The sequence below is a fragment of the Ruegeria sp. YTSA135 genome, from assembly GCF_059610165.1.
In genome coordinates, this window is record NZ_JBXWNC010000027.1 from 1 (window position 1) to 25,615 (window position 25,615).

Consider the following 25,615-nt stretch of genomic DNA (forward strand, 5'->3'; position numbering starts at 1 on the left):
AGCCGAAGCCGAAGCCGAAGCCGAAGCCGAAGCCGAAGCCGAAGCCGAAGCCGAAGCCGAAGCCGAAGCCGAAGCCGCTTTGGAACACGAGCAGGAAGCGCCTGCGCGCCCGGAAGACGCGGAAAAAGCGCCGCGCGAAGACGTACAGAAAGAGGAAAACCGCGGTGGATTTATACCGGCTTTGCTTGGGGGTATGTTGGCAGCGGGGATCGGTTTTGCAGCAGGCAGTGCAGGTCTGTTCGGCTCAGACGATACCAATCAGCTTGCGGCGCTTGAAGCACAACTGAACGATCAGTCCAACCGGATTGAGACGCTGACAAACTCTCTGGCCGACACCTCGGATATAGACAGTAAAATCGACGCCTTGGCTGATCAGGTCACACCCGTGACTGCGGAGCTGGAGACTTTGAAGTCCAGCCTTGAAGAGCTGGCGGGCAAAATCGATCCTCTGGCAAGCCGCCTGACCGATCTGGAAGGCAGTGCCCTGACACAAGGCGCGTCTGCTGAAGTTTCTGCTGCATTCGAGGCCGAGCTAAAGAAACTTCAGGACTCGCTAGCAACGCAGCGAGCCGAAGTTGAAAAAATGGTGTCAGACGCACAAGCGTTAGAGGCGCAAGCTGCCGCCAAGGCACAGGCCGCGACCAATGCATCAATCCTGACCCAACTTCGCAGTCAACTGGATGCGGGCCAGCCCTACAGTGATCTGCTGGCCGAGTTGACAGCAGGTGGTATGACGGTGCCGGAGGCTTTGTCAGCCCCAGCGGATAAAGGCGTTGAGACGTTGACCGAATTGCGCGCATCTTTTGCGCCTGCAGCTCGTGCTGCATTGGCTGATGCACGCGACGCGGACAAGACCACTGGGTTGGTTGCCTTCCTGCAACGGCAGACCGGGGCAAGATCGGTGACACCACAAGATGGTGACAGCCCCGATGCGATCTTGTCTCGGGCAGAGGCCGCGTTGGCCGACGGTGATGTTGCCGCGGCATTAACCGAACTTGATTCCCTGCCTGATGACGCAAAGGCGGCACTGGTGGATTGGGAGCAGGCGGCTTTGACACGGGTGGCTGCCGTTGATGCCGCAAACACGCTGCAATCCAGCGTAAACTCGAACTGAAGGACCTGCCATGCTGTGGTCATTGTTTAAGATTGTAGTTTTTGTAGCGATTATCGGCCTGCTGGCCGTGGGTGCCATGTTCCTGATGGAAACCAGTGGCGGTGTGCAGATCACGGCAGGCGGAGTGGAATATACGCTGGGGCCGTTGCAATCAGTGATCGCGCTGGGCGTTCTGATCCTGGCAGTCTGGGTATTCTTCAAGCTGCTGACCTTGCTGATTGCGACCCTGAAGTTCCTGAACGGTGATGAAACAGCGCTGTCGCGTTATTTCGACCGCAACCGCGAACGGCGCGGCTATCAGGCACTGGCCGATGGCTTGATGGCACTGGCCTCGGGCGAAGGGCGCGTGGCAATGAACAAAGCCACCAAGGCTGAAAAGCTGTTGAACAAGCCGGAACTGACCAACCTGTTGGTGGCCCAGGCGGCCGAGATGAACGGCGATACCAAAAAGGCGTCCGAGACCTATAAAAAGCTGGTCACGAACAACGCCACGCGATTTGTTGGCGTGCGCGGGATCATGAAGCAGAAACTGGTCGAGGGTGATGACGACACGGCCCGTAAACTGGCCGAAAAAGCGCTGGCAATCAAACCGCGACATGCCGAAACGCAAGATATCTTGCTGGGCTTGCAGACCAAGTCGCAGGATTGGACCGGCGCCCGTTCGACCCTGACGGCCAAGCTCAAGGCCGGCCATCTGCCGCGCGACGTGTTCAAGCGCCGTGACGCTGTTCTGGCTTTGTCCGAGGCCAAGGGCATCCTTGATGAAAGTGCCACGCTCGAACAGCGGGAGCTTGCGATTGAAGCCAATCGGTTATCGCCAGATCTGGTGCCTGCCGCAGCCTTGGCTGCGCGCGCTTATATCAAAAAGGGCAAACCGCGTGCCGCCAGCAAGATCCTGAAAAAAGCATGGGAGGTTCAGCCGCACCCGGACTTGGCCCATGCCTTTGCCGAGATTGCGCCAAATGAAACTCCGACAGAACGGATCAAGCGCTTTACAACGTTGACGCGCATTCAACCTGAAAACCCCGAAACACGTCTGATCCTGGCCGAGTTGAACATCGTGGCCGAGGATTTCCCAGAAGCCCGCCGCGCCCTGGGCGATGTCGTTGAAAAGCAGGCCGATGCCCGGGCTTATACCCTTATGGCGGCCATCGAGCGTGGTGAGGGCGCTTCGGACGCGGTGGTGCAGGGTTGGCTGGCCAAGGCATTGAACGCGCCGCGTGGACCGCAATGGGTATGCGACAATTGCCACGACATTCAGCCTGAATGGGCTCCGGTTTGTCAGAACTGCGGAAGCTTCGATACCCTTAGCTGGCAAACGCCCATGACACCCGAGATTGCCACGGCGACGGGCGTGCACATGCTGCCACTGATCATCGGTGCGCTTGAGGACAAAACCAACTCTGACGCTGAGGTGGAAGAGGCCGAACAGGAAGAAACCGCCGAGGTTATCGAGATGGAGGCAGAGTCCGTCCAACCCGATGCAGAACCTGTTGCTGAAAAACAGGCTTAGAAGCACCGTATGCGGCAATGGTCCTGCCGGCGCCGGGCTTATTGCTGATGTACAGATTGGGCTGAAACGGTTCGGGTTGTCAGATGACCAGACGGTTTGGCGTATAGTGGGCGAACCTGCATACTCACTTTTTGCACCTGTGGTGCTTTGTCATCTGGATCCCGTCACGTTCTGCGAATTGCAGACAATTAAGTGAATTGGCACAGTCAAATCCGTTTGCTAACGTCGCCCTCGCGTCAGGGGAGGGCGCAAAACTCCATATGCTGGACTATTCGCATAACGCGTGGCTTGTGGCGGCCTCATTGGCCGTGGCCCTTATGGCCGGTTTTACCGGCCTTTACCTGACGCATGGCGCGTCCAAGCTGGAACCTCAGCGCCGTAAGTTCATTGTTGCTTTGGCCGCGATTATTCTGGGTGGTGGCATATGGTCGATGCATTTCGTGGCGATGCTGGGCCTACAACTTCCAATCCTGTTTTACTATGACGCGTTGATCACCTTGATCTCGGCCCTGGTCGCAATCCTGATGGTGGGGCTTGCTTTGCTGTTGTTGCATTTTCGACCGCGCACGATGTGGACCATTATCGCGGCAGGCGTGATCGTGGGTCTTGGTATCGTTGTGATGCACTATGTTGGTATGGCGGGTATGGAACTGTGCCGCCCCGTCTATACGGTCTGGGATGTGGCGCTTGCGACACTTGCATCCGTGGTCCTTTCGACACTTGCAATCTGGGTAGCTTACGACAAACGCACGCAACGCAATATCCTGCTGGGGACGGTGTGTTTCGGATTGGCCGTGTTTACCATGCATTTCGTCGCCACCGGTCTGACCGACTTTATCGCAAGTGAAGATGCCGGGCGCACGGGGCCTGCGTTGAACAATCAGGTGCTGGCGATGGGGGTCACTGTCGCAGTTTTCATGATCTGCGGAGCGTTCCTGCTGACGGGGATCACCTTTTTTACGCCGGAACCTGCCCCGACTGATACCCCGACGCCAAAACCAACTGCGTTTCGGGCGGGGGTGCCGTACGAACGTGAGGGCCAGACCTTTTTCGCCGAACCCGACAAGATTGCCGCCATCCGGGCCGAGGGGCATTACACCGTCCTCTACATTGGTGCCGAAAAACTTTTTTGCCCGTGGTCTATCACTGTGGCAGAGTCCCGTCTGAAACAGGATGGTTTCTTGCGCGCGCACCGCAGTTATCTGGTCAATCCGACCCATGTCTCCAGCTTTGAGCGGCACAAAGACAATGGCACCTGCTATTTCGGCGAGGTCGATGCGTTAACCAAAGTGCCCGTAAGTCGCACCCGCCTTACGGCCATCCGCGACGCGCTGGGCGTTTAATCGCCGTTCGTGCAGCCTGTTCGCATTTCGTGAAATAAGATGCGCCTCCTGTGCCCGTTGGCTGGATCGGTTGGTCCCACCGTCTTTTCCTGCTGTCAGGTCCCCCAAGGCACATGAGTCCGGACCCAGGGAGGAAAAGCATGATACCAGCCGGTTTCGAGTATCACCGGCCAGGCGATATCGCCTCGGCCATTGGCATTCTTCAGGAACATGGAGACGAGGCGCGGGTTATCGCGGGTGGGCACAGCCTGATCCCGATGATGAAACTACGCATGGCCGAGATGGGCCATCTTGTCGACTTACAGGCCATTGATGAACTCAAGGGCATCGAGATCGACACTGAAACCGTCTCGCTGGGTGCGATGGTGACGCAGCATGAGTTGATCACCCATGACGGTTTGGCAAAAGCCATTCCGCTGATCCGAGAAGCCGCGTTGCAGATCGCCGACCCTCAGGTGCGTTACATGGGGACGTTAGGTGGCAACGTTGCCAATGGCGATCCGGGCAATGACATGCCGGGGCTGATGCAGTGCCTCAACGCGGTGTTTGAATTGTCCGGCCCGGATGGCTCGCGCAGCGTAGCCGCGCGCGATTTCTACGAGGCCGCGTATTTCACGGCCCGCGAGGATGAGGAAATTCTGACCCGCATCACGATCCCGGTACCGGGTGCGGGCGTAGGGCAGGCGTATGAAAAGCAGAAACGTAAGATTGGTGATTATGCCACCGCGGCCGCCGCAGTGATGGTTGGCAAGGGAACGGCATCGGTCGCGATGACCAATTTGGCCGACACGCCTGTCTGGTCCGAAGGCGCCAGCAGCGCTTTGGCAGAAGGTAATGTCGAGGGCTGCGTTGCCGCGATGCTGGATGACATCGACCCGGTGGCCGATAACCGCGGGCCTGTTGAGTTCAAGAAACACGTGGCCGCCGTGATGCTGCGCCGTGCCATCGACCGTGCGCAAAGCCGCGCGGGTTGAGGAGGGGAACAATGTCGAAAATGCACGTAAAACTCACCGTGAACGGCAAGCAGGTCGAGGGCCTGGCCGAGCCGCGCACGTTGTTGATCCATTTCCTTCGTGAAGATTTGAAAATTACCGGTCCTCATATCGGCTGTGAGACCAGCCACTGTGGGGCCTGCACCGTGGATATAGACGGTAAGTCAGTCAAATCCTGCACGACCTTCGTGGCGCAGGTGAACGGTGCAGATATCACCACAGTCGAAGGGTTGGCCAATGACGATGGCAGCCTTGGGGTTTTGCAAGAAATGTTCCGCGAACATCACGGTCTGCAATGCGGCTTCTGTACGCCGGGCATGATCACCCGCGCGCATCGCCTGTTGCAGGAAAACCCGAACCCGACCGAAGAAGAAATCCGTTTCGGAATGGCTGGCAACCTCTGCCGCTGCACCGGGTACCAAAACATCGTCAAAGCTATTTCGGCCTCGGCCGACATGCTGAACGCTCAAGAGCCCTCAAGCAGTGAAGCGGTGGGGCAAGCAAAAGTGGAGGCCGCGGAATGAACGACCAGACTTTGACCCCCGAAGAACGCGCCGCCAACCTCAAAGGGATGGGCTGCGCCCGAAAACGTGTTGAAGACGTGCGATTTACCCAAGGCAAGGGCAATTATGTCGATGACATCAAGCTGGACGGTATGTTGTTCGGTGACTTTGTCCGTTCGCCTTATGCACACGCCCGCGTGGTTAGCGTCAACAAAGAAGCAGCCTTGGCACTGCCCGGTGTGATCGCTGTCCTTACCGCCGAGGACCTGTCGCCGCTGGGCTTGCACTGGATGCCGACTCTGGCGGGTGACAAGCAGATGGTACTGGCAGATGGCAAGGTTCTGTTCCAAGGCCAAGAGGTCGCCTATGTCGTCGCCGAAGACCGGTACATCGCGGCGGACGCGGTCGAGCTGGTCGAAGTTGAATACGAGGAACTACCAGTTCTGACCGACCCGTTCGAGGCAATGAAATCCGACGTTGTCCTGCGCGAGGACCTTGAAGGCCAGACCGAAGGCGCCCACGGCCCGCGGAAGCATCACAACCACATCTTTACATGGGAGCAAGGCGACAAGGACGCGACCGAGGCCGTTTTGGCCGAGGCCGATGTGGTCGCCGAGGAAATGGTTTACTACCACCGCACGCATCCATGCCCGCTGGAGACCTGCGGCTGCGTGGCCTCGATGGACAAGGTGACGGGTAAGCTGACCCTCTATGGCACATTTCAGGCGCCGCACGCGATCCGGACGGTTGTGTCACTGATCTCAGGTATCGCTGAGCACAATATTCGTGTCATCAGCCCCGATATCGGTGGGGGGTTCGGTAACAAGGTCGGCGCCTATGCTGGCTATGTCTGCTCGGTTGTGGCTTCGATCGTGACCGGCAAGCCGGTGAAATGGGTGGAGGATCGGATGGAGAACCTGATGACCACCGCCTTTGCCCGCGACTACTGGATGCAGGGTAAGATCGCCGCAACCAAGGACGGCAAGATCACCGGGCTGTGGTGTCATACAACAGCGGATCATGGCGGGTTTGATGCCTGCGCTGATCCGACCAAGTTTCCGGCTGGGTTCATGAACATCTGCACCGGCTCCTATGATATTCCCACCGCGTATCTGGCTGTGGACGGCGTCTATACCAACAAGGCACCGGGAGGGGTGGCTTATCGCTGTTCCTTCCGGGTGACGGAGGCTGCTTATTTCATCGAACGGATGATTGAGGTTCTGGCCATCAAGCTGAACATGGACGCGGCTGAGCTGCGGCGTATCAACTTTATCAAGGCTGATCAGTTCCCTTACCAGTCCGCGCTGGGTTGGGAATATGACTCGGGCGATTATCATACCGCGTGGGACAAGGCGCTGAAGGCGGTCGATTATGAAGGTCTGCGGGCGGAACAGGCGCAGCGGATCGAGGATTTCAAAGCTGGCAAGACTCGTAAACTGTTGGGTATTGGTCTGACGCATTTCACGGAAATCGTGGGCGCTGGGCCGGTGAAGAACTGCGACATCCTTGGGCTGGGCATGTTCGACAGTTGCGAGATTCGCATTCATCCGACAGGTTCGGCCATCGCGCGGTTGGGAACGATCAGCCAGGGTCAGGGCCATGCCACGACCTTTGCCCAGATCATCGCGAGTGAGATCGGCCTGCCTGCCGATGACATCACGCTGGAGGAAGGCGATACCGACACCGCGCCTTATGGGCTTGGCACATATGGGTCTCGGTCCACGCCTGTGGCCGGAGCGGCAACGGCCATGGCGGCACGCAAAATCCGCGCCAAAGCACAGATGATCGCGGCCTATCTGCTTGAGGTGCATGACGACGATGTCGAATGGGACGTGGACCGGTTCGCCGTCAAAGGTGCGCCCGAGCGGTTCAAGACCATGAAGGACATCGCCTTCGCTGCCTACAACCAGGCTATTCCGGGGCTTGAACCGGGTTTGGAGGCCGTCAGCTACTATGATCCGCCGAACATGACCTATCCGTTCGGAGCTTATATTTGCGTCATGGAGATTGACGTGGATACCGGCGAATGGGAGGTCCGGCAATTCTATGCGCTGGATGATTGCGGCACCCGAATCAACCCGATGATCATCGAAGGCCAAGTCCATGGTGGGGTGACCGAGGCGCTGGCTATCGCAATGGGTCAGGAGATCGCCTATGATGACATGGGCAACGTGAAAACCGGCACGTTGATGGATTTCTTCCTGCCAACCGCGTGGGAAACGCCCAACTACACGACCGATCACACCGTTACACCCTCACCACACCATCCGATTGGTGCAAAGGGCGTTGGGGAAAGCCCGAATGTTGGTGGCGTGCCTGCATTTTCGAATGCGGTTCATGATGCGTTCAAGCCGTTCGGGCTGGTTCAAAGCCACATGCCGCATGACCATTGGCGAATCTGGAAAATCGCGAATGGGCTTGGGATGCACGGGTAATCGATTTCGAACCGGCACAGCCGGCCCGATCGAACGGAGGGGGCTCTACCCCCCTCCGAACCTCCCCCGGGATATTTTTGGCCAGATGAAAAGTGGATCCTGGTTGTGACGCTGAGTGACGTTAAGAACGGATTAGCAAAGCAGGGCTATGTTGCCGATGATCGATTGGCAATGGCCCTGCATCTGGCAGATAGCTTGGGCCGGCCCTTGTTGCTGGAGGGTCCTGCGGGTGTGGGCAAGACCGAGGTGGCCAAGGCGCTGGCGGCGTGGCGGGACACGCGATTGATCCGCTTGCAGTGCTACGAGGGACTGGACGCCAGCCACGCTATTTACGAGTGGAACTATCAACGTCAGCTACTAGCGATCCGGGCCAGTGAAGCGCAGGGTGGGACCAGTGAAGCACAGCTGTTTTCTGATGAATATTTACTAAAAAGACCTTTGTTAGAGGCCATATCAGAAGACAACCCCCCGGTTCTTCTGATCGATGAGATTGATCGCGCGGACGAGGAGTTCGAAGCGTACCTTCTGGAAATATTGTCTGATTTCCAGATCACGATACCCGAGTTGGGCACGATTTCGGCAAGGGTAAAGCCTATCGTCGTTCTAACCGCGAATGGTACGCGGGATCTGTCCGACGCCTTGCGGCGCAGGTGCCTGTACAGTTTCCTGGATTACCCGTCACGTGATACGGAAATTGCCATCTTGCGTGCTCGGATGCCGAAGGTCGAGGAAAGACTGGCCCACCAGATTATCGGTGTCGTGCAAGCGCTGCGGAAAGAAGAGCTTGAGAAAACCCCCGGCATTGCCGAGATGCTGGATTGGGCTGCGGCGCTGTCCGGATTGGGGGTCAACGATCTTGCCAAATCAAGGGATGAGGTACAGGCAACCCTTGTCTGCTTGCTGAAAACCGCCGCCGATTATGATGCGGCCCCGCCGGAAGTGATGGACCGACTTATCGGGAAAGTGGCGTAATGCAGGTTACGCGTTTCCCCTCTCGTGCCGACGGTCTTTCTGACCGTATGTCGGGGTTTATTGCCCATCTTCGCATGAATGGTTTGCGTGTCGGGCCGCGGGAAACCGGGGATGCGCTGGCTGCCCTGACTGCGGTCAACGCGACCGACGTGCAGCAAGCGCGGCAAGCCCTATGCGCCGTATTGGCAGGCGATCCCGAAGACTGGCGGCGCTTTGACGCGTTGTTCGATGCCTATTGGTTCAACAAGGGCAAGCAACGCAAAGGCACGGCACAGACGTCACATGTTCGGGTTCAAACCGCAAAGCCAATGATCTGGCAGCAAAACGACCAGAAAGAAGGGGGCGCGAACCCGGATACGGATCAGAAGGCCACAGCTGATCCGCGCGATAGGTCGGCCACGGGGATAGACGGGAAGCTTGTTGCAACCCGTCAGGCCGACCTATCGCGTCAAGACCTGCGCGAGTTGATGGACCCTGAGAGCCTATTGCAGGCAGAAAAGGCTGCTATTGCGATAGCGCGTGCAATTCGCGACAGGCGATCCCGCAGGCGCAAACAGGCGCTCCGTGGTCCAGCGCTGGATATTCGGCGTATTCAGCGCGCCAGTCTGGCGCGGGGCGGAGAGCCGATTGACCTTTTTTACCGCGCTCGTCCACCGCGCCCTATGAAGATCGTGGCGCTGTGTGATGTCAGTGGGTCGATGACTGTTTATTCGCGTGTCTTTCTGGCCTTTCTCAAAGGGTTGATCAGCAGCGGGACGCAGGCGGACGCCTATCTGTTCCACACGCGCCTGATGCGGGTCACCGACGCCTTGCGCGACCATGATAGTCTGCGGGCCGCTGGAAGACTGTCGCTGATGGCCGAAGGGTTCGGCGGTGGTACCGATATCTCGGGTAGCCTCAACACATTTTTAGCAGGCTATGGCGCGCGGGCACTGAATGGTCGAACCATCGTGCTGATCCTGTCGGATGGGTATTGCAGTTCGGATCCAAAGGCACTGGGCGATGTACTGGCGCGCATCCGCCGCAAGGCGCGGCGGATCGTTTGGTTGAATCCGCTAAAAGGCTGGCGCGACTACCAGCCCATCGCTGCTGCGATGCAGGAGGCAAAACCCTACCTGGATGCGCATCTACCTGCCAACACGCTTGAAGCCTTGGCAGCGCTAGAGCCGCAGTTCCGAAAGCTGTGAGAGGAGGCTGGTATGGGAAGTTTCGACATCTTCGACACCATTGAACAGTTACGCAAAACGGATGAGGCGTTCTGCGTCGCTACGGTGTTACGAACGGCGGATGCAACCTCGGCCAAGGCGGGGGCCAAAGCCGCAATCACACGAGACGGGCGCATTTTGGGGCATCTCGGCGGGGCCTGCGTTCAGCGGGCTGTCCGGGCCTCGGCTCAGGAGGCCTTGAGCAGTGGTGCGCCGCGAATGATCCGTGTGAAACCTTCGGACAAGGTGGTGAAAATGACCGATCCTGACGGCGTACAGACATTCAAAAGCGGCTGCCCGTCAGGCGGTACGGTCGATCTGCTTGTGGAACCTTATCAACACGCTCCAAAGCTTGTGATCTTTGGCGAGTCGCTGATTGCCACGGCGCTTGCCGCACATGGGGCGCTATCAGGGTTCCGTGTTTGCATAAGCGAAAGCGCCGAGATTGAAGGGGATTTTCAGCGCTTTACACAGGATTCCATCGGGCAGTTGGGGGTCGAGGCGCGCGATTATGTTGTGGTTGCCTCTCAGGGTCGTAGTGATGCAGCTGCCCTGAAAGCTGCGTTGCAAACCGATGCGGTGCGCGTTTCCATGGTGGCCAGCCGCCAAAAGGCTGATACTTTGATGACAAAACTTATCGCTCAGGGCTTGGACCCGGTGCGGGCGGGGCGGCTAAAATCACCTGCGGGGCTGGATATCCACGCGATTGACCCGCACGAAATTGCGTTGTCGATCCTGGCCGAGATTGTGCTGTGGCGAAACAGTGATAAGACGACGGAGGCGTCTGATGATGAGAAACGTGCTTAACCGCCTGCGGGCCTATGGCCCGCACGTCCAAAGCAGACGCTGAAAGAAGCGACGGAAACTGCAGTTTTGGTCTATCCGAGATGTTGCTGAACAAAGGAAATCTGAATGGAACTGAGTGATGAAATCCGCATCGCAGCACCGCGTGATGTTGTGTATCGTGCTCTGAACAACCCCGAAATACTGCAGGAGTGTATTCCGGGGTGCGAAGAGCTGACCCAGAACTCACCCGAGGAACTTGCCGCGAAGGTTGTTCTCAAGATCGGTCCGGTAAAGGCAAAGTTCGCCGGAGAAGTCACACTGGACAATTCCAACGCGCCCGAGAGGTTTTCGCTAACCGGCGAAGGTAAGGGCGGGGCAGCGGGTTTCGCCAAGGGCGGGGCCGATGTCACCCTGACCGAGGACGGATCGGAAACGATTCTGGCCTATACCGCGAAGGTCGATGTCGGCGGCAAGATCGCCCAGCTTGGCAGCCGTTTGATTGCCGGAACAGCCAAGAAATTATCGGGCAAGTTCTTCACGCGATTTGGCGAGATCGTGTCGGAACAGTCGGTTTCCTGACCAACGCCATTCACATGCGATAAAACCGGCGGGCCGTCGCCCCAAAAACCTGGTCGCGGTGCTTTTCGGGAACCAGAGCGGTATGGCGGTCAAGCAGTTCCGCATAAGTGGAGGACAGGCTGTCCACTGGAAAGTTTGATCCGAACATGCAGCGATTTGCCCCGAATTGGGTCAGGCATGTTTCGACGATGGGCCGGACGCTGTCGACGTTCCAGTTGTGATCAAACATGCCAAGACCGGACAGTTTGCAAGTAACCTGCGGCAGATCCGAAAGGTTCCGCAGTGCCTGCGACCAGCTTTGCAGCCCCTGCGCTGACCTATCATGGGGTGAGCCTGCATGGCACAGTGCCACTTGGGTCGCGGGGGATTGCGCCAAAACGCTTGCGGTATGTTCCATCAGTTCCGGCAGCAGTTGCAGATCGAAGCTTAAGCCACGATCGCCAAGCTGCTTCAGCCCGTCCAGAAACTTGGGGTTATCCAGCAGGTCATTTGTGCCGGATATTTGGTCCTCACCCGGTGCGCGACCGATGATCTGGCGCACACCGCGCACAGAAGGCAGTGTTTGCAAGCGGTCAAGCTGTGCGCTCAGATCATCCGAAGTCAGGTCGCAAAACGCGACCTGCACAAGCGGCCAGTCAGGGTTTTCATCGGCAACGGATTGTATCCATTGCGCCTCGGCCCATGGGTCTGACGCGCCGACCTGAATATGGACTGACGCATCAAACCGTGCGGCATCGCTGCGAAACTGGGGCAGAAGATAGTTGTGCTGTATCGGCGTGGGGTCACCGAAAAAACGCACGGCACCCTTTTCCATCAGCCAAGGATAGTGGACGGTGCTCAGATCCCACAGGTGGTGATGCGCGTCAACCCTCATGGTGTTTCGATCCCTGTTGTGCGGGTCAGAATATCCACCCCTTGTTGGTTCCAGAAGTGGAGAAGGTCGATAAATATCCAGTTTTCAGCCAGCTTGTCACCTGACCGACGATAGATATCGATTACGCGGAACTCACCGGGTTTTCCGGTGGCGGGCATTCCCATGAACCCGCCAGAGGGTACCGCCGTAAAATTCGGCCAGCCGAAGAAACCGCCATAGTGCCCTTCTGCCAGACGGCAGATATGCTTGGTTTTCGTCCTCTCTGCAAAAGCCGCGCGGAACGGGCCGGAATGCTGCCGCGCGTAGCGTTCGATCGTATAGGTTGCACCGACACCTTCGGGGCCCCACCAGATCATGTCGTCATGCCATGTGCGCGCCAGCTCGTCGGTCAGGGACAGGCCGCTGTCCCATTGCCCAAGATCCGAGATCATGGCGTTGATGGCATTCAGCGTTCTTTGCGCTTCATCTGCGGGTTGGTCTTCGAATAGCAAACCGTCATGGGTTATCGGTCCCGGCTGCACCAGATGCGCGGCGGTTTGCGGTGGAAACGGATTTTGACCGGCCTGCACCATCAGGTGTGGGATGTCGAAATACATTGCCGTTTCGGTGATCTGACCGTCCGCGACCTTGTGGAATGCGCAGTAACGCAGAAACGCCATCTTGCCAGTGGGGCGAATCCCCAGCCATGCCGTATCGAAAAGACCCATGAGGTTCCCCATCGACACCACCCATACGCCGTCATCGCTGAGTGAATTGGCGCCTGCAAAAAAGATATCCTGCCGCCGCTGCAACCGTGTGAGGCTGTGTTTCAAGGGCTGCCAGAACCTGCGTGTGACCTCTTGGGGGCCGGTGATCTCGTTAAACGGATGAAAGCCGCGCCACAGCAGACTCGGCGCGCAGAAGCGGGTCATGACGGTGCTGAGTTCGGCCCCGCTTGCACTGTCGAGTGCGTTGTAGAAGGACAGGATCAACTTTTTTTCGGCTTGGAATCCCACAGTGCTTTCCATTTCATTTCAGTGGTTTGAGGTTTGAAAACCGTAAATCCGACTCGGTGTTTGGACATATACTTGCATACGTATGCAAAAAAGTCTTGCCTGATTTGATATATCCGAATTACAGTTTTGCAAACGTATGCAAATCGAATCCTTGCAGGGGGCACCATGGCGGAAATTCAATTGCGCAACGTCGGCAAGCGCTGGGGCTCGTTCGTGGGGGTTCACAATTTCGACCTGACCATCGCTGACCGCGAATTCCTGGTGCTTCTGGGTCCGTCAGGGTGCGGCAAGACAACCACGATGCGCATGATTGCGGGCCTTGAGGACGTAACCGAGGGTGACATTCTTGTGGACGGCAAGGTCGTCAACGATCTGGAGCCCAAGGACCGCGATGTCGCGATGGTGTTCCAAAGCTACGCCCTTTATCCTAACATGAACGTTTATGAGAACATCCGCTTTCCTCTAAAGGTGCGCGGGATTGATCCGTCGACCCATGACGAAAAGGTCCGCCGCGCCAGCGCGATGGTCGAGCTGGATGACTTCTTGCATCGTAAACCCGCTGAATTGTCGGGCGGTCAGCGTCAGCGTGTGGCTTTGGCCCGCGCCATTGTGCGTGAACCCAACGTGTTCCTGATGGATGAGCCGCTGTCGAACCTTGATGCCAAGCTGCGGGTTTCGACCCGCGCACAGATCAAGAACCTCAGCCATGAACTTGCGGTGACAACCATCTATGTGACCCATGACCAGATCGAAGCCATGACTCTGGCCGACCGTGTTGTGGTGATGAAACAGGGCGTTGTGCAGCAAGTGGGCAGCCCGACCGAAATCTATGACTGGCCCGCAAATACATTCGTCGCCAGCTTTATTGGCTCGCCCGCGATGAACCTGATGGACGGTGAGGTCTCGGGCGGAGTGTTCCGTACCAAGCATGTAGAAATTCCGGTGGATGCGCCGGACGGCCCGTTGACGTTGGGCTTTCGTGCCGAAGACGCCAGCCTTGCCGAGGGCGATGGTGAAATTTCCGCACCGATCTACACGCTGGAATTGTTGGGTGACGCGACCATGATCTCGGTCCGGGTTGGCGGTGCCCTTGTTTCGGTCAAGGCCGACAAATCTTTCCGCGCCGAGATAGGCGAGCCGGTCTCGTTCTCGGTGCCAACAGAAATCTGTCACCTCTTTGAAGCTGAAAGCGGTGCGCGGATTGGGGAATAACCCCAAAAACAGCCCATTCGGGCATAACACCGGTCCGGACGTCGACGACGGACCGATCCTGACAGGGAGAAACGCATGAAACTCAAATCACTCTTCATGGCAGGTGCCATGTCCCTTGCCGCAGGCGGCGCGTGGGCCGATTGTGCCTTTGAAAATGACGTGCCGTTGAAATCGCTTTCAGCAGGGTTCGAAGCCTGGAAAGCCGTGACCGATGCGATGGCTGAATGCGGCAACTTCAGTGCTTCGCTGGACCAGGAGTTCCGCGAAAAGCAGCCCGAAGCGTTTGCAGCCGATCCGGCGCTTTATCAGATTGGCGGTGTCTCGAACGCGACACTGGTGCCTCTGCTCAATGCAGGAACCATTCGTCCGGTGGATGACCTGGTCGAAAAATACGGTCAGAACCTTCTGCCGAACCAGTTGATCAAGGTCGACGGCAAAACCATGGCGATTGCGATGATGGTTAACGCCCAGCACCTGATGTATCGCAGCGATGTTCTGGCCGATCTGGGCATCGAAGAACCCAAGTCGTATGACGATGTTCTGGCTGCTGCCGCCAAGATCAAAGAGGCAGGCGTCATGGAATATCCGATCGGAGCCACCTTCAAGACCGGTTGGAACCTCGGCCAGGAATTCGTCAACATGTACCTCGGTGAAGGTGGTGAGTTCTTCGGTGAAGGAAACATGCCGACGATTAACAACGACCAAGGCGTCGCAGCGCTGGAAATGATGAAGGCCATGACCGAATACATGGACCCTGAATACCTTGTGTCTGACTCCACCTACGTTCAGCAGCAGTTCCAGCAGGGCAAGATTGCCATGGCGAACCTTTGGGCCAGCCGTGCGGCGGCAATGAATGACGAGGCCGAAAGTCAGGTGGTTGGCAAGGTTACGATGGCGGCGGCCCCGATGGGTTCGGCCGCTCCTGCGACCACGGTCTGGTGGGACGGGGTCGTTTTTGCCGCGAACATGAGCGATGAAGAGGCTGATGCCGCTTTCCGCGTTGCACTTGAAGGCATGGATGAAGACATGGTTCGTGCCAACAATGATGCCGCCGTCTGGCTAAGCCCTGCCTATTCCGCAGGTGAACTGGCCGCAGGTGCTGCCGCATCCGCCGAAGCCGGTGCCAAGGCCTATCCGGCGTCGGGGCCGATGGGCATCATGCACACCGCTTTGGGCAACGGCCTGGCCGATTACCTGACCGGTGCCAAGGACGCCCAGACAACACTGGCCGATATCGAGGCGGACTATACAACCGCCGCCAAAGAAGCCGGTCTGATCACCAACTGATCCTCCCGCGGGAGGGCTGCGGCCCTCCTGCGCCTTCCCCTGAGAACCATGAGAAAGGCAGAGCCATGAATTTCCGGACATTTGCCGCCTTTGTCGGCCCTTCTGTCTTTATGATGCTTCTCTTTATCGCGTATCCGCTGATCAGCGTGTTCATGCAGAGTTTCTACATCACGCAACCGATTTATGAGACGGTAGAGATAGAAACTTGTACGCCCGGTTTCCTGACACAGACTTGCATAACGGAACAGGTCTCTCAGCCCAAACTGGACGAGCACGGAGAGATCATCACCCAAACAGAATACGTTGGGCTGCAAAGCTATCGCAATGTGCTTGAGCCTGAACGGGTCTGGCGCGCGATCAGCAATGGCGAATGGAACGTGTTATCAACGATTAACTTCTGGAAGGCTTTGCGTTTTACCCTGACCTTCACCCTGATCACGTTGCCGTTGGTGATTGGGTGCGGTCTGGGTATTGCGGTCCTTATCAACAATGCTGCCCGGGCCATTCGCGGACCGGTGATTTTCGTCTCGTTGCTGCCTTTCATTATCACGCCCGTGATTGGGGTACTGTCGATCAACTGGCTGTTTCGGGGCGATGGTATTCTGACCGCGATGCTTGAGACATGGCTGAACCGCGACATCGCCTTGTTTGCACAAGCCTGGACGATCGAGATCCTGATGATGGTCTACCGTGTCTGGCACGTCGCGCCCTTTGCCGCCATCGTGTTCTATGCCGGATTGCAGACGGTCAACCAGGACAGTCTTGAAAGCGCGGTAATCGACGGTGCGACCCGTTGGCAGCGGATGAAGTATATTGTGATCCCGCATCTGATGCCGCTGATCATCTTCGTGTCGATGATCCACCTGATGGACAGCTACCGGGTGTTTGAAGAAATCGTCGGCTTCTCAAGCCAGGGTTATGTCATCTCTCTGCAGTGGTTGACCTACGACTTCCTTGTGCCTGATCAGGCCGGCAACCGGTCGATCAGCCGGGCCTCGGCCAGTGCCATGCTGACCATGATCGGCGTCGTCATCCTGCTTATCTTCCCGCTGCGCCGGACATGGCGTGATCATAAAGGAGGTCACTAAGATGTCTTCACGTGCGCTTCGCCAACCCCTCAGCTTGAGGCTGACGTCGAATATCTTCCTTGCATTCTGGTGCATCGTGGCCGTCTTTCCGATCCTTTGGATTACGGTCATGAGCTTCAAATCGCCGGTAGATGCTTTTGACAGCAATGCGCTGAACGTCATCTTTGGGCCAGCAACATTGGCCAAAGGGCAGGGAATATCGATACTCGATATCATTGCGGGCATTGCGGTTTTCTGGGGCACCATCCTTGTTTCAACGAAAACGCTGCCCTCGGTAGTCAAGTCGTACAGCAAACCCGGACAAGCGTGGTTTGGATGGGTGATCGGTGTACTGGTTGTGATTGTCGGCTTCCTGTTGGTGTTTTTCGTAATCCTGCCCGCAGTTCTGGGGGTACTGAACCCGGTTGTTGGCCCGCTGGGCAAAGATGTGTTGGGTTTGACCACCGAGCATTACAAGACAGTGTGGGTCGACCGTGGCTTTTCCAGCAATTTTCAAAACTCGCTGATCGTAACGACTGGAGTTGTCACGCTGTCACTGACCGTGGGTACGCTGGCCGGATATGGGCTGGCGCGTTCAGGCTCGACATTGGCGTTCTGGATCCTGATTGTCGCGCTGATTTTCCGGGCTTTGCCCCCTTCGGTGCTGGTTTCGGGTTACCTGCCGGTCTTTATCTCATCGGCTGAATGGCTGGCCCCGATCCTTGGTGAAAACGCGCCTACGCTTTACGGTAAGCCTTTTGCCGTAATTGCGGTACTTGTCGCGATAAATCAGCCCTTTACCATCTGGATGCTGCGGTCATTTTTCCAGAACATCCCGTCCGAACTGGACGAGGCCGCGCGGGTCGACGGTTGCAGTCACTTTCAGGCATTCCGGCGTGTTATCATGCCGGTGATGTGGCCGGGTGTGATCACCACGGGCTTGTTCAGCTTCCTGCTGGCGTATAACGACTTTCTGGTTACCTCTCTGCTTTTGGACGCACAGAACCAGACGATGGTTCCGGCCATTGTTGGTATGTTCAACCGCGAAACGACCACAACCGATCAGGTCGTCGCTGTGGCGGCTGCCGTATCGATCACTGCACCTTTGATCTTTCTTGTTCTGATTTTCCAACGTCAAATCGTCAGCGGCTTGACCGCCGGAGCCGTGAAAGGCTGATGAGTAACCACGCCCGACACAACGCCATGGCGCGCCATCCTGCCTTAAACAGGTTGCCACGGGACTTCCTGAGCTTTGGGGATTTCTCCTCAAAACTCATCCCCGGACAACCTGAAAGGATATGAAGAATGAAAGGCTCCCGCCCCGAACAAGCGGTTTTGACCCGCGACACGGACCTTAGCAAGACGGAAGAAACACGCCACGTCATCGAAACCATGGTCGATGGACTGAACGACCATCGAATTGACGATATCAGCGAGTTTTTTTCGCAGGGTTTTCGCTGGATGGGCAACCAGGGCTGCGGCACCAAGACCGGTTTGAAAGAGTTTCAGGACAACTGGCAGCGCCCGTTTCAGGCGGCGTTCTCGGACAAGACCTGTATCGACGAAGCCCGGCTTTACATGGGTGAATGGGCGGCTGCGTTCGGCCGTCAGGAGGCCACCCATTCAGGTGAATTTCTGGGCATCGCCCCGACCGGCAAACGAGTCGAGATTCGGTACATGGATTTCTGGAAAGTGGTCGACGGCAAGATCGTGGACAATTGGGTGAATGTCGATTTCGCCCATGTTGCGGCGCAGTTGGGCGTGGACGTGTTCAACGGGCAAGGCTGGGAAGCATTTGACCGGGGCGAAAAAACTCCGCCCCGGCCCGAAAACTGAGGATTGGAAACATGACAATCAAGTATCTGAAACGCGGGAAGTCTGACGCTGACCGGGCCGAGGATGACGCCAAGACACGGGCTGTTGTTGAGGCCACGCTGAAAGACATCGAAACCCGCGGCGATGCCGCTGTGCGTGAACTGAGCGAGAAGTTTGACAACTATTCCCCGCTCTCGTTCCGTCTGTCGCAGCAGGAGATCGACGATCTCATTGGTCAACTGACTGACCGTGAATTGGCTGATATCAAGTTCGCACAGGAACAGGTGCGTAACTTTGCGCAGGCGCAGCGCGACTCGATGCTGGACATCGAGGTTGAGACATTGCCCGGTGTCATTCTGGGCCACAAGAACATACCGGTTCAGTCGGTCGGATGCTATGTGCCTGGCGGCAAGTTCCCGATGGTGGCCTCGGCGCATATGTCGGTGGCGACGGCCTCGGTCGCAGGTGTGCCCCGGATCATCGCCTGCACGCCGCCGTTCAACGGCAAGCCCAACCCGGCAGTGATTGCAGCCATGCATCTGGGCGGGGCGCATGAGATTTATGTCATGGGCGGTATTCAGGCCATCGGTGCCATGGCACTGGGTACCGAGACGATCGATCCCGTTCACATGCTGGTCGGCCCCGGCAACGCCTTCGTGGCCGAAGCCAAGCGTCAGCTGTTCGGCCGTGTCGGTATCGACCTGTTCGCAGGACCAACCGAAACGATGGTGATTGCCGACGAGACCGCCGCAGATGCCGAGCTCTGCGCGACCGACCTTCTGGGTCAGGCTGAGCACGGCTATAACAGCCCCTGCGTGCTGCTGACCAATTCGCGCAAAATGGCCGAAGACACCATGGCCGAGGTCGATCGCCTGCTTGGCATCCTGCCAACGGCTGGCACTGCAAAAGTGTCGTGGGACGAGTACGGCGAAGTGATTGTCTGTGACACCTATGACGAGATGCTGCAGGTTGCCGATGACATCGCGTCTGAGCATGTTCAGGTGATGACCGACCGCGATGACTGGTTCCTGGAAAACATGACCTGCTATGGCGCGTTGTTCCTTGGTCCGCGCACCAATGTCTCGAACGGGGACAAGGTGATCGGAACAAACCATACCCTGCCAACGAAGAAAGCCGGGCGCTATACCGGTGGGCTTTGGGTGGGCAAGTACCTCAAGACGCACAGCTATCAGAAAGTGCTGACGGATGAGGCGGCGACGCTGATCGGTGAATATGGCTCACGCTTGTGCATGCTCGAAGGCTTTGTTGGCCATGCCGAGCAATGCAATGTTCGCGTGCGCAGATATGGCGGCATCAATGTCCCCTATGGCGAACCCGCCCCCTATCGGGATACCGCTGAATGAGTGACGCGCATACCCAACACAAGGCCCTGATCGCACCGCTTAGGGCCGCAATGTACGACTTTTCCGAGGCTGGTGTTCGCAAGGCGCTGGCTGAGGTTACGGCTGACGATGCCGTATTTCACCTGTGCCATCCGTTCGGCGACAGCACTGGCAGCGATGCATTTTATGACCGCGCCTACAAGGATCTTCTGGATGCCTGGCCCGATCTCGAACGGCGCGACTACATCGTCATGGCCGGACCGGATGAAGATGGCGCCGACTGGGTCGGTTGTGGGGGTTACTATACCGGTACTTTCACGGGTCAGTGGCTTGATATTCCGCCAACCGGCCATCAAGTGACCATGCGGTTCCACGAATTCTTTCGGTTCGTGGACGGCAAGGTTGTTGAGGTTCAGGCGCTTTGGGACATCCCTGAGGTGATGATGCAGGCAAACGCCTGGCCGATGGCCCCCAGCCTTGGTCATGAATGGCATGTGCCCGGACCGGCGACACAGGACGGTTTTGTACCCGGTCCCTATGATGCCGCCAAGGGCAAGGCGACCTGCCGGCACATCATCGACATGCTGGAACACCTGAAAAAGCACCCGTCGCAAGGTGGACCCGAAGTTATGGAGATGGAGCGTTTCTGGCATCCGCGGATGAACTGGTACGGCCCGTCAGGCATCGGAACTGGGCGCGGCTATGCGGGTTTCCGCAACTGGCACCAGATTCCGTTCCTGAACGGTATGCCGGATCGTGGGCAGTACGTGGATGACATCACCTATCACTTCTTCGGTGATGGTGAATACGCGGCGGTGACCGGCTGGCCCAATATGATCCAGACGGTGACGCATGATGGTTGGCTGGGGATCGCACCTTCCGGCAAAAAGATCACCATGCGCAGCCTCGACTTCTGGCGGCTGGAAAACGGCCGCATCCGTGAAAACTGGGTGCTGGTGGATATTCTGGATGCTTACCGGCAGCTTGGCGTTGACGTCTTTGCCCGTCTGCGGGAATTCAACAAGGCCCGGAACCTGGGCCGCATTGAAACGCCAGATGGAATGAGCTGATGACAGACCTGCCCCGTACTCCTTCGTTTTCGCTAAAGGGTAAAACCGTTCTTGTAACCGGCGCGTCCTCGGGGATCGGGCAGGGCTGCGCCGTGGCACTGGCCGAGGCCGGAGCCCATGTGGTCTGCGCCGCGCGCGGCGCGGACCGCCTGACCGGCACCGTTGCCGCGTTGCAAGGGCAGGGCTGGTCAGCCGAGGCCGCGGTCTTGGATCAGAGTGATCTGAACGCTCTGAAACACCTGTTCGAAGGCCGCGTGTTTGATGTGGTTGTGAATTCTGCCGGAACCGCGCGCCACAGCCCCGCGGTTGAGACGATGCCAGAGGATTTTGACGCCGTTACGGATGTGAACCTGCGGTCCGCCTATTTCCTGTCGGCTTACGCAGCCAAAGCACTGATGGCCGCTGGCAAACCGGGGTCGATCATTCACATCTCAAGCCAAATGGGTCACGTGGGCGGTGTTGACCGGGCGCTCTACTGCGCAACCAAGCATGGGCTTGAGGGTATGGTCAAAGCCATGGCGATCGAATGGGGTAAGCAGCGCATTCGGATCAACACAATCTGTCCGACCTTTATTCGCACGCCCCTTACCCAATCGACTTTCGACAATCCGGAACGGGCCGCCTGGATACTTGAGAAAATCAAGCTGGACCGTGTGGGTGAGGTCGAAGACATCATGGGTGCGGTCACATATCTTGCCTCGGACGCCTCGGCGCTTGTCACCGGGACTTCGATGCTGATTGACGGCGGGTGGACGGCGGACTGATGCCCGAGAAAGTCACCTCTCTTCAGGTTGCGCAACTGGCCGGTGTCAGCCAGTCGGCGGTCAGCCGGGTGTTTACCCCCGGCGCGTCGGTCAGCAAAAAGACCGAAGAGAAGGTGCGCGAGGCCGCGGCAAAACTGGGCTATCGTCCTAATGTTCTGGCGCGGGCGATGGTGTCCGGCAAAAGCCGCATCATCGGCTTGGTGGTCGGGTATCTGGACAATTACTTTTATCCCGAAGCGCTTGAGAAGCTTTCGAATGCCCTGCAAGAGCGAGGTTACCACGTTTTGATTTTCATGGCTTCACGCTCAGCCGGGAATATCGACGATGTAATGGATGAAATCCTGGATTATCAGGTGGACGGGGTCATTCTGGCCTCGGTCCCCATGTCGTCGGACATCGCCATGCGCTGCCAGCAGGCAGGGGTACCGGTGGTACTGTTCAACCGTAGCCAGGATATCGAGGGGATCACCACCGTCACGTCCGACAACTATGCGGGTGGTCGCAAAGTGGCCGAGTTCCTGGTGGCGGGGGGCCATGAACGGATTGCTTACATCGCAGGTTGGCAAGGCGCCTCGACCCAGCGTGACCGCGAGGCCGGATTTCGCGCGGCGCTGAACGCGGCCGGGCATGACCTGTTTGCCCATGACGTTGGTGAGTTTCACACCGAAAACGCCCGCGCCGCCGCGCGCAGGATGTTCGATGTGGACCCCACCAAAAGACCGGATGCCGTATTTGTTGCCAACGACCATATGGCCCTAGCGGTGATGGATGTGATCCGCTTTGAGCTAGGCCTGCGCGTGCCCGAGGACGTCTCGGTCGTGGGTTATGATGACGTGCCGCCCGCAGGGTGGCCCGCCTATAACCTGACGACAATCCGGCAGCGGGCCAACATGATGGTGGCCGAAACCGTAGCCGCGCTTTTTGAACATATCGAAGCCCTCGCGACGATCGAGCCGCGCAAGGTGGCCATTGATGGGCCATTGGTCGTGCGGACCTCGGCCCGGTTGCCAAAGGGGTGGACACCACAAAGGACAGAGACATGAAAGGCTTCGATCCGAAGTTCCGGGATTTTCCGGATTACATCATCGGTATCACCAAGGAAATCTGGGAAGACCGGGGTATAGCCACGCTGCATGACTATTACAGCGAGGATATCGTTGTACGGTCGCCCGCGTCGGTGGTCGTGGGCAACCAGAATGTCATCGGCGCAACCATGGCGACACTGGCCGAGTTTCCTGACAGGCAGCTTCTGGGCGAGGATGTGATCTGGTCTGGTACGCCGGAAGACGGAATGCTGAGCTCTCACCGGATCATCTCGACCGCGACTCATCTGGCCGAGGGCGTGTATGGCAAGCCTACCGGCACTAAACTGCGCTACCGGATTCTGGCAGATTGCCATGCCATCGACAATCAGATCAACGATGAATGGCTGATCCGTGATCAGGGTGCCATCGTGCGGCAGATGGCATGGGACCCCAAGGAATATGCCGCGGGCCTGATCGCGCGCGAAGGTGGGCCGGACACCTGCGTTAAACCCCTGACGCCCGAAACCGATAGACCTGGCCCCTATAAAGGCAATGGAAACGACAATGAATGGGGTCAGCGCTATGCCGATATCCTGACCCGGATCATGAGTGCCGATATGCGCGTGATCGAGGCCGAGTATGATCGCGCCGTGCAGTCTGAATATGTCGGCGGTGTCACGGGCCACGGGTGGGACTCGGTAGACCGGTTCTGGATGGGACTGCGCGCCAGCTTTCCGAATGCCGAATTCAAGATCGAACACCAGATCGGTCGCGACGATCCGAACATGGCCCCTCGTGCTGCGATCCGCTGGAGCTTGTGGGGCAAGCATGACGGGTGGGGTGTTTTTGGTGCGCCGACTGGTGCACAGGTTTATGTTTTGGGCATCAGCCATGCCGAGTTTGGCGAGTTGATCACGGGCCACCCGCAATTGCGCCGCGAATACACGTTGTTTGACGAAACCTCGGTCTGGAAACAGATTCTGCTGCAAGGCGGAGAGGGCTGAGTGACCGCGACAGTATCATCTCTGAACGCCAGTCAGGCGGCGCGGCGACATCATTCGCATCGCGCGTCGCTGCGCGCGCGGCGTCTGAACAATCGTCCTCCGGGGATGGGAATTGATCCCAACACACCCCTCAATCCCAAGGAGACACAGTCATGAGCACCATTCAACAACGCATCGTCCGCTATGGCGAATTGCAGCCCTGTAAAACCGCCTTTATCGATGCGCATACGCCGGGCAGCGATCAAAAGGAAAACTTCACCATTATCGGTGGTGGCGTGTCGGAATCGCCGGATCAGCACGTGCATATTACCGACAAGATCGGCTTTAACATCGGTGCGGCGGGTCAGCCGCCGAAATGCCGCAACTCGCTGCACAGCCACACCACGGCCGAGGTGTTTTTCGTTGCCAAAGGCCGCTGGCGGTTTTTCTGGGGCCGCTATGGGACGGCGGGTGAGTTCATTGCTGAAGAGGGCGACATTTTCAACATTCCTACCGGCATCTTCCGTGGTTTCGAAAATGTGGGTCAGGACTATGGGATGATCATGTCGATCCTTGGTGGCGATGATGCGGGCGGGGGTGTCACATGGGCACCGCAGGTGATCCAGGACGCGCAGGCGCATGGTCTGATGCTGGGTGACAATGGCGTATTATACGACAGCAAAAAGGGTCAGGACCTGCCGCACAATGTCCGCCCAATGCCTGTGTTGACCGAAGAAGAGTTGAAAAACTATCCCGAGGTTCCAGTCGATGCTGTAGTTGGCAAATACGTGGCCCGATACTGGGACCTGATGGCGCTGGCAGCAGACAAACCGGCGCTGGTGATTGGCGAAACCGGCCTTATCAAAGACAAACCGGGTTTTGAAGTTGATTTCCTGACCCGTGGCTCGTCCGTCACCGAAGCGGTCAAGGCCGATAAGCCAGTGGTTCTGATGCCAGCCAGTGGCCATTGGCGCATCTCTGTCGACGGGTACGAGACTGTATTGTCCAACGGCGATACCGTGCTGGTCATGCCGGGCGAGGCATACAGCGTCGCGCCCTCCATGACCGGGCAGGCAGGTCTGTATCGGATCACGGCAACTGACGATCCTGCCGGAGCCACCTGGATCGGATGACCCTTGATCCCGACAATACCCGCGCCGTCTATGACCGGCAGGCCAGAACCTATGATGAGCAACGCTCGCGGGTTCTGTTCGAAGCGCGCTGGCTTGCGCGCTTCACCGCAAGTCTGAAACCCGGTGATCACGTTCTGGATCTGGGATGCGGCACGGGCGAGCCCATCGCGCGCTGGTTCATGGCCGAAGGTTTCACCGTCACTGGTGTCGATTTCTCGGACGCCATGCTTGAGATTGCCCAAAGCCGTTGGCCCGATTGCGATTGGCGGCAGGCGGATATGCGCGATTTTGAGTTGAACCAGACCTTTGATGGGATCATCGCCTGGAACAGCTTTTTCCACCTGACGGCTGACGAGCAGACAAGCTGTATCGCCCGAATGTCACGCCATCTGCGCCCGGGCGGCATGCTGATGCTAACCGTAGGCCCAAGCGCCGGTGAGGAACACGGCACCGTCGGCGGAGAGGCGGTGTATCACGCGTCACTTTCGCCCGCAGGCTATGCGGCTTGTCTTGAGGAAAACGGGATGATTATGACTGGCTTTCTGGCGAAAGATCCGGAAACCCAAAGCCATACAGTTCTGATGGCGCGCAAGATGTAACGGAGG

The 25,615-nt window shown here is 57.8% G+C and carries 25 protein-coding genes; 23 read left to right on the plus strand and 2 right to left on the minus strand.

All coding sequences use genetic code 11. The features are described 5' to 3' along the window. From AC2FIT_RS21415 to AC2FIT_RS21460, 10 genes are all read left to right on the plus strand, one after another. Positions 1-1,114 (plus strand): COG4223 family protein (locus AC2FIT_RS21415; RefSeq protein WP_496832296.1); only part of this gene is annotated, 1,114 nt, incomplete at its 5' end. 10 nt (positions 1,115-1,124) lie between these two features. Then, positions 1,125-2,627 carry a heme biosynthesis protein HemY gene (locus tag AC2FIT_RS21420; protein ID WP_496832298.1) on the plus strand — a complete coding sequence of 501 codons (1,503 nt, stop codon included), beginning with the start codon at positions 1,125-1,127 and terminating at the stop codon, positions 2,625-2,627. 260 nt (positions 2,628-2,887) lie between these two features. Further along, positions 2,888-3,970, plus strand: a complete 1,083-nt coding sequence (locus AC2FIT_RS21425; RefSeq protein ID WP_496832300.1) for an MHYT domain-containing protein — start codon at positions 2,888-2,890, stop codon at positions 3,968-3,970. A 140-nt stretch (positions 3,971-4,110) separates the two neighbouring features. Then, on the plus strand, positions 4,111-4,944 hold the full coding sequence (locus tag AC2FIT_RS21430; protein ID WP_496832302.1) for an FAD binding domain-containing protein: 834 nt from the start codon (positions 4,111-4,113) through the stop codon (positions 4,942-4,944). A gap of 11 nt (positions 4,945-4,955) precedes the next feature. Continuing rightward, complete coding sequence (locus AC2FIT_RS21435; protein ID WP_496832304.1) at positions 4,956-5,486, plus strand: (2Fe-2S)-binding protein; 531 nt, start codon at positions 4,956-4,958, stop codon at positions 5,484-5,486. After that, positions 5,483-7,900, plus strand: coding sequence for an aerobic carbon-monoxide dehydrogenase large subunit (locus AC2FIT_RS21440; protein ID WP_496832306.1), 2,418 nt, complete (start codon positions 5,483-5,485; stop codon positions 7,898-7,900). The genes AC2FIT_RS21435 and AC2FIT_RS21440 overlap by 4 nt, the downstream gene beginning before the upstream one ends. 105 nt (positions 7,901-8,005) lie before the next feature. Then, positions 8,006-8,872, plus strand: coding sequence for an AAA family ATPase (locus AC2FIT_RS21445; RefSeq protein ID WP_496832308.1), 867 nt, complete (start codon positions 8,006-8,008; stop codon positions 8,870-8,872). Continuing rightward, positions 8,872-10,059, plus strand: a complete 1,188-nt coding sequence (locus tag AC2FIT_RS21450; RefSeq protein WP_496832309.1) for a vWA domain-containing protein — start codon at positions 8,872-8,874, stop codon at positions 10,057-10,059. The genes AC2FIT_RS21445 and AC2FIT_RS21450 overlap by 1 nt, the downstream gene beginning before the upstream one ends. A gap of 12 nt (positions 10,060-10,071) precedes the next feature. Then, positions 10,072-10,884 (plus strand): XdhC family protein, encoded by an 813-nt coding sequence (locus AC2FIT_RS21455; protein ID WP_496832311.1) that lies wholly within the window; start codon positions 10,072-10,074, stop codon positions 10,882-10,884. Positions 10,885-10,989: 105 nt separating this feature from the next. After that, positions 10,990-11,442: an SRPBCC family protein gene (locus tag AC2FIT_RS21460; RefSeq protein ID WP_224891260.1), complete on the plus strand. Its 453-nt coding sequence runs from the start codon at positions 10,990-10,992 to the stop codon at positions 11,440-11,442. Between the two features lie 10 nt (positions 11,443-11,452). Here AC2FIT_RS21460 and AC2FIT_RS21465 read toward each other — a convergent pair whose 3' ends face one another. Both AC2FIT_RS21465 and AC2FIT_RS21470 read right to left on the minus strand, forming a co-directional pair. Further along, positions 11,453-12,316, minus strand: coding sequence for an amidohydrolase family protein (locus AC2FIT_RS21465; RefSeq protein ID WP_496832313.1), 864 nt, complete (start codon positions 12,314-12,316; stop codon positions 11,453-11,455). After that, positions 12,313-13,323, minus strand: a complete 1,011-nt coding sequence (locus AC2FIT_RS21470) for a nuclear transport factor 2 family protein (protein ID WP_496832315.1) — start codon at positions 13,321-13,323, stop codon at positions 12,313-12,315. The genes AC2FIT_RS21465 and AC2FIT_RS21470 overlap by 4 nt, the downstream gene beginning before the upstream one ends. A 153-nt stretch (positions 13,324-13,476) precedes the next feature. Here AC2FIT_RS21470 and AC2FIT_RS21475 point away from each other — a divergent pair, with 153 nt between their 5' ends. From AC2FIT_RS21475 to AC2FIT_RS21535, 13 genes are all read left to right on the plus strand, one after another. After that, positions 13,477-14,523 (plus strand): ABC transporter ATP-binding protein, encoded by a 1,047-nt coding sequence (locus tag AC2FIT_RS21475; protein ID WP_496832317.1) that lies wholly within the window; start codon positions 13,477-13,479, stop codon positions 14,521-14,523. 75 nt (positions 14,524-14,598) lie between these two features. Continuing rightward, a complete protein-coding gene (locus AC2FIT_RS21480; protein WP_496832318.1) occupies positions 14,599-15,810 on the plus strand; it encodes an ABC transporter substrate-binding protein in 1,212 nt (403 codons plus the stop codon). 65 nt (positions 15,811-15,875) lie between these two features. Beyond that, entirely contained in the window at positions 15,876-16,898 is a 1,023-nt protein-coding gene (locus AC2FIT_RS21485) for a carbohydrate ABC transporter permease (protein WP_496832320.1), read from the plus strand. Position 16,899: 1 nt separating this feature from the next. Then, positions 16,900-18,054 carry a carbohydrate ABC transporter permease gene (locus AC2FIT_RS21490; protein WP_496832322.1) on the plus strand — a complete coding sequence of 385 codons (1,155 nt, stop codon included), beginning with the start codon at positions 16,900-16,902 and terminating at the stop codon, positions 18,052-18,054. Between the two features lie 128 nt (positions 18,055-18,182). Beyond that, positions 18,183-18,713, plus strand: coding sequence for an ester cyclase (locus AC2FIT_RS21495; protein WP_496832324.1), 531 nt, complete (start codon positions 18,183-18,185; stop codon positions 18,711-18,713). Positions 18,714-18,724: 11 nt separating this feature from the next. Next, complete coding sequence (gene hisD, locus AC2FIT_RS21500) at positions 18,725-20,056, plus strand: histidinol dehydrogenase (protein ID WP_496832326.1); 1,332 nt, start codon at positions 18,725-18,727, stop codon at positions 20,054-20,056. Further along, the gene (locus AC2FIT_RS21505; protein WP_496832328.1) at positions 20,053-21,105 is read left to right on the plus strand and encodes an ester cyclase; all 1,053 of its coding nucleotides are present in this window, start codon (positions 20,053-20,055) and stop codon (positions 21,103-21,105) included. Before hisD ends, AC2FIT_RS21505 begins: the two co-directional genes overlap by 4 nt. Further along, the gene (locus AC2FIT_RS21510; protein WP_496832330.1) at positions 21,105-21,869 is read left to right on the plus strand and encodes an SDR family NAD(P)-dependent oxidoreductase; all 765 of its coding nucleotides are present in this window, start codon (positions 21,105-21,107) and stop codon (positions 21,867-21,869) included. The genes AC2FIT_RS21505 and AC2FIT_RS21510 overlap by 1 nt, the downstream gene beginning before the upstream one ends. Continuing rightward, the gene (locus AC2FIT_RS21515) at positions 21,869-22,912 is read left to right on the plus strand and encodes a LacI family DNA-binding transcriptional regulator (protein WP_496832332.1); all 1,044 of its coding nucleotides are present in this window, start codon (positions 21,869-21,871) and stop codon (positions 22,910-22,912) included. Before AC2FIT_RS21510 ends, AC2FIT_RS21515 begins: the two co-directional genes overlap by 1 nt. After that, positions 22,909-23,898 carry a nuclear transport factor 2 family protein gene (locus AC2FIT_RS21520; RefSeq protein ID WP_496832334.1) on the plus strand — a complete coding sequence of 330 codons (990 nt, stop codon included), beginning with the start codon at positions 22,909-22,911 and terminating at the stop codon, positions 23,896-23,898. Before AC2FIT_RS21515 ends, AC2FIT_RS21520 begins: the two co-directional genes overlap by 4 nt. Further along, positions 23,899-24,054 carry a hypothetical protein gene (locus AC2FIT_RS21525; protein WP_496832336.1) on the plus strand — a complete coding sequence of 52 codons (156 nt, stop codon included), beginning with the start codon at positions 23,899-23,901 and terminating at the stop codon, positions 24,052-24,054. Then, entirely contained in the window at positions 24,051-25,010 is a 960-nt protein-coding gene (locus AC2FIT_RS21530) for a cupin domain-containing protein (RefSeq protein WP_496832338.1), read from the plus strand. The genes AC2FIT_RS21525 and AC2FIT_RS21530 overlap by 4 nt, the downstream gene beginning before the upstream one ends. Beyond that, positions 25,007-25,609, plus strand: a complete 603-nt coding sequence (locus tag AC2FIT_RS21535; protein WP_496832340.1) for a class I SAM-dependent DNA methyltransferase — start codon at positions 25,007-25,009, stop codon at positions 25,607-25,609. The genes AC2FIT_RS21530 and AC2FIT_RS21535 overlap by 4 nt, the downstream gene beginning before the upstream one ends. Positions 25,610-25,615: the final 6 nt, after the last annotated feature.

Bases quoted from the DNA above. Each gene is read 5' to 3' on its own strand.
- AC2FIT_RS21520 (WP_496832334.1), top strand. From the start codon at position 22,909: ATGAAAGGCTTCGATCCGAAGTTCCGGGATTTTCCGGATTACATCATC.
- AC2FIT_RS21505 (WP_496832328.1), top strand. From the start codon at position 20,053: ATGAGTGACGCGCATACCCAACACAAGGCCCTGATCGCACCGCTTAGG.
- AC2FIT_RS21465 (WP_496832313.1), bottom strand. From the start codon at position 12,316: ATGAGGGTTGACGCGCATCACCACCTGTGGGATCTGAGCACCGTCCAC.
- AC2FIT_RS21470 (WP_496832315.1), bottom strand. From the start codon at position 13,323: ATGGAAAGCACTGTGGGATTCCAAGCCGAAAAAAAGTTGATCCTGTCC.
- AC2FIT_RS21490 (WP_496832322.1), top strand. From the start codon at position 16,900: ATGTCTTCACGTGCGCTTCGCCAACCCCTCAGCTTGAGGCTGACGTCG.
- hisD (WP_496832326.1), top strand. From the start codon at position 18,725: ATGACAATCAAGTATCTGAAACGCGGGAAGTCTGACGCTGACCGGGCC.
- AC2FIT_RS21420 (WP_496832298.1), top strand. From the start codon at position 1,125: ATGCTGTGGTCATTGTTTAAGATTGTAGTTTTTGTAGCGATTATCGGC.
- AC2FIT_RS21495 (WP_496832324.1), top strand. From the start codon at position 18,183: ATGAAAGGCTCCCGCCCCGAACAAGCGGTTTTGACCCGCGACACGGAC.
- AC2FIT_RS21435 (WP_496832304.1), top strand. From the start codon at position 4,956: ATGTCGAAAATGCACGTAAAACTCACCGTGAACGGCAAGCAGGTCGAG.
- AC2FIT_RS21440 (WP_496832306.1), top strand. From the start codon at position 5,483: ATGAACGACCAGACTTTGACCCCCGAAGAACGCGCCGCCAACCTCAAA.
- AC2FIT_RS21425 (WP_496832300.1), top strand. From the start codon at position 2,888: ATGCTGGACTATTCGCATAACGCGTGGCTTGTGGCGGCCTCATTGGCC.
- AC2FIT_RS21515 (WP_496832332.1), top strand. From the start codon at position 21,869: ATGCCCGAGAAAGTCACCTCTCTTCAGGTTGCGCAACTGGCCGGTGTC.
- AC2FIT_RS21450 (WP_496832309.1), top strand. From the start codon at position 8,872: ATGCAGGTTACGCGTTTCCCCTCTCGTGCCGACGGTCTTTCTGACCGT.
- AC2FIT_RS21455 (WP_496832311.1), top strand. From the start codon at position 10,072: ATGGGAAGTTTCGACATCTTCGACACCATTGAACAGTTACGCAAAACG.
- AC2FIT_RS21510 (WP_496832330.1), top strand. From the start codon at position 21,105: ATGACAGACCTGCCCCGTACTCCTTCGTTTTCGCTAAAGGGTAAAACC.
- AC2FIT_RS21460 (WP_224891260.1), top strand. From the start codon at position 10,990: ATGGAACTGAGTGATGAAATCCGCATCGCAGCACCGCGTGATGTTGTG.
- AC2FIT_RS21530 (WP_496832338.1), top strand. From the start codon at position 24,051: ATGAGCACCATTCAACAACGCATCGTCCGCTATGGCGAATTGCAGCCC.
- AC2FIT_RS21430 (WP_496832302.1), top strand. From the start codon at position 4,111: ATGATACCAGCCGGTTTCGAGTATCACCGGCCAGGCGATATCGCCTCG.
- AC2FIT_RS21535 (WP_496832340.1), top strand. From the start codon at position 25,007: ATGACCCTTGATCCCGACAATACCCGCGCCGTCTATGACCGGCAGGCC.
- AC2FIT_RS21475 (WP_496832317.1), top strand. From the start codon at position 13,477: ATGGCGGAAATTCAATTGCGCAACGTCGGCAAGCGCTGGGGCTCGTTC.
- AC2FIT_RS21485 (WP_496832320.1), top strand. From the start codon at position 15,876: ATGAATTTCCGGACATTTGCCGCCTTTGTCGGCCCTTCTGTCTTTATG.
- AC2FIT_RS21480 (WP_496832318.1), top strand. From the start codon at position 14,599: ATGAAACTCAAATCACTCTTCATGGCAGGTGCCATGTCCCTTGCCGCA.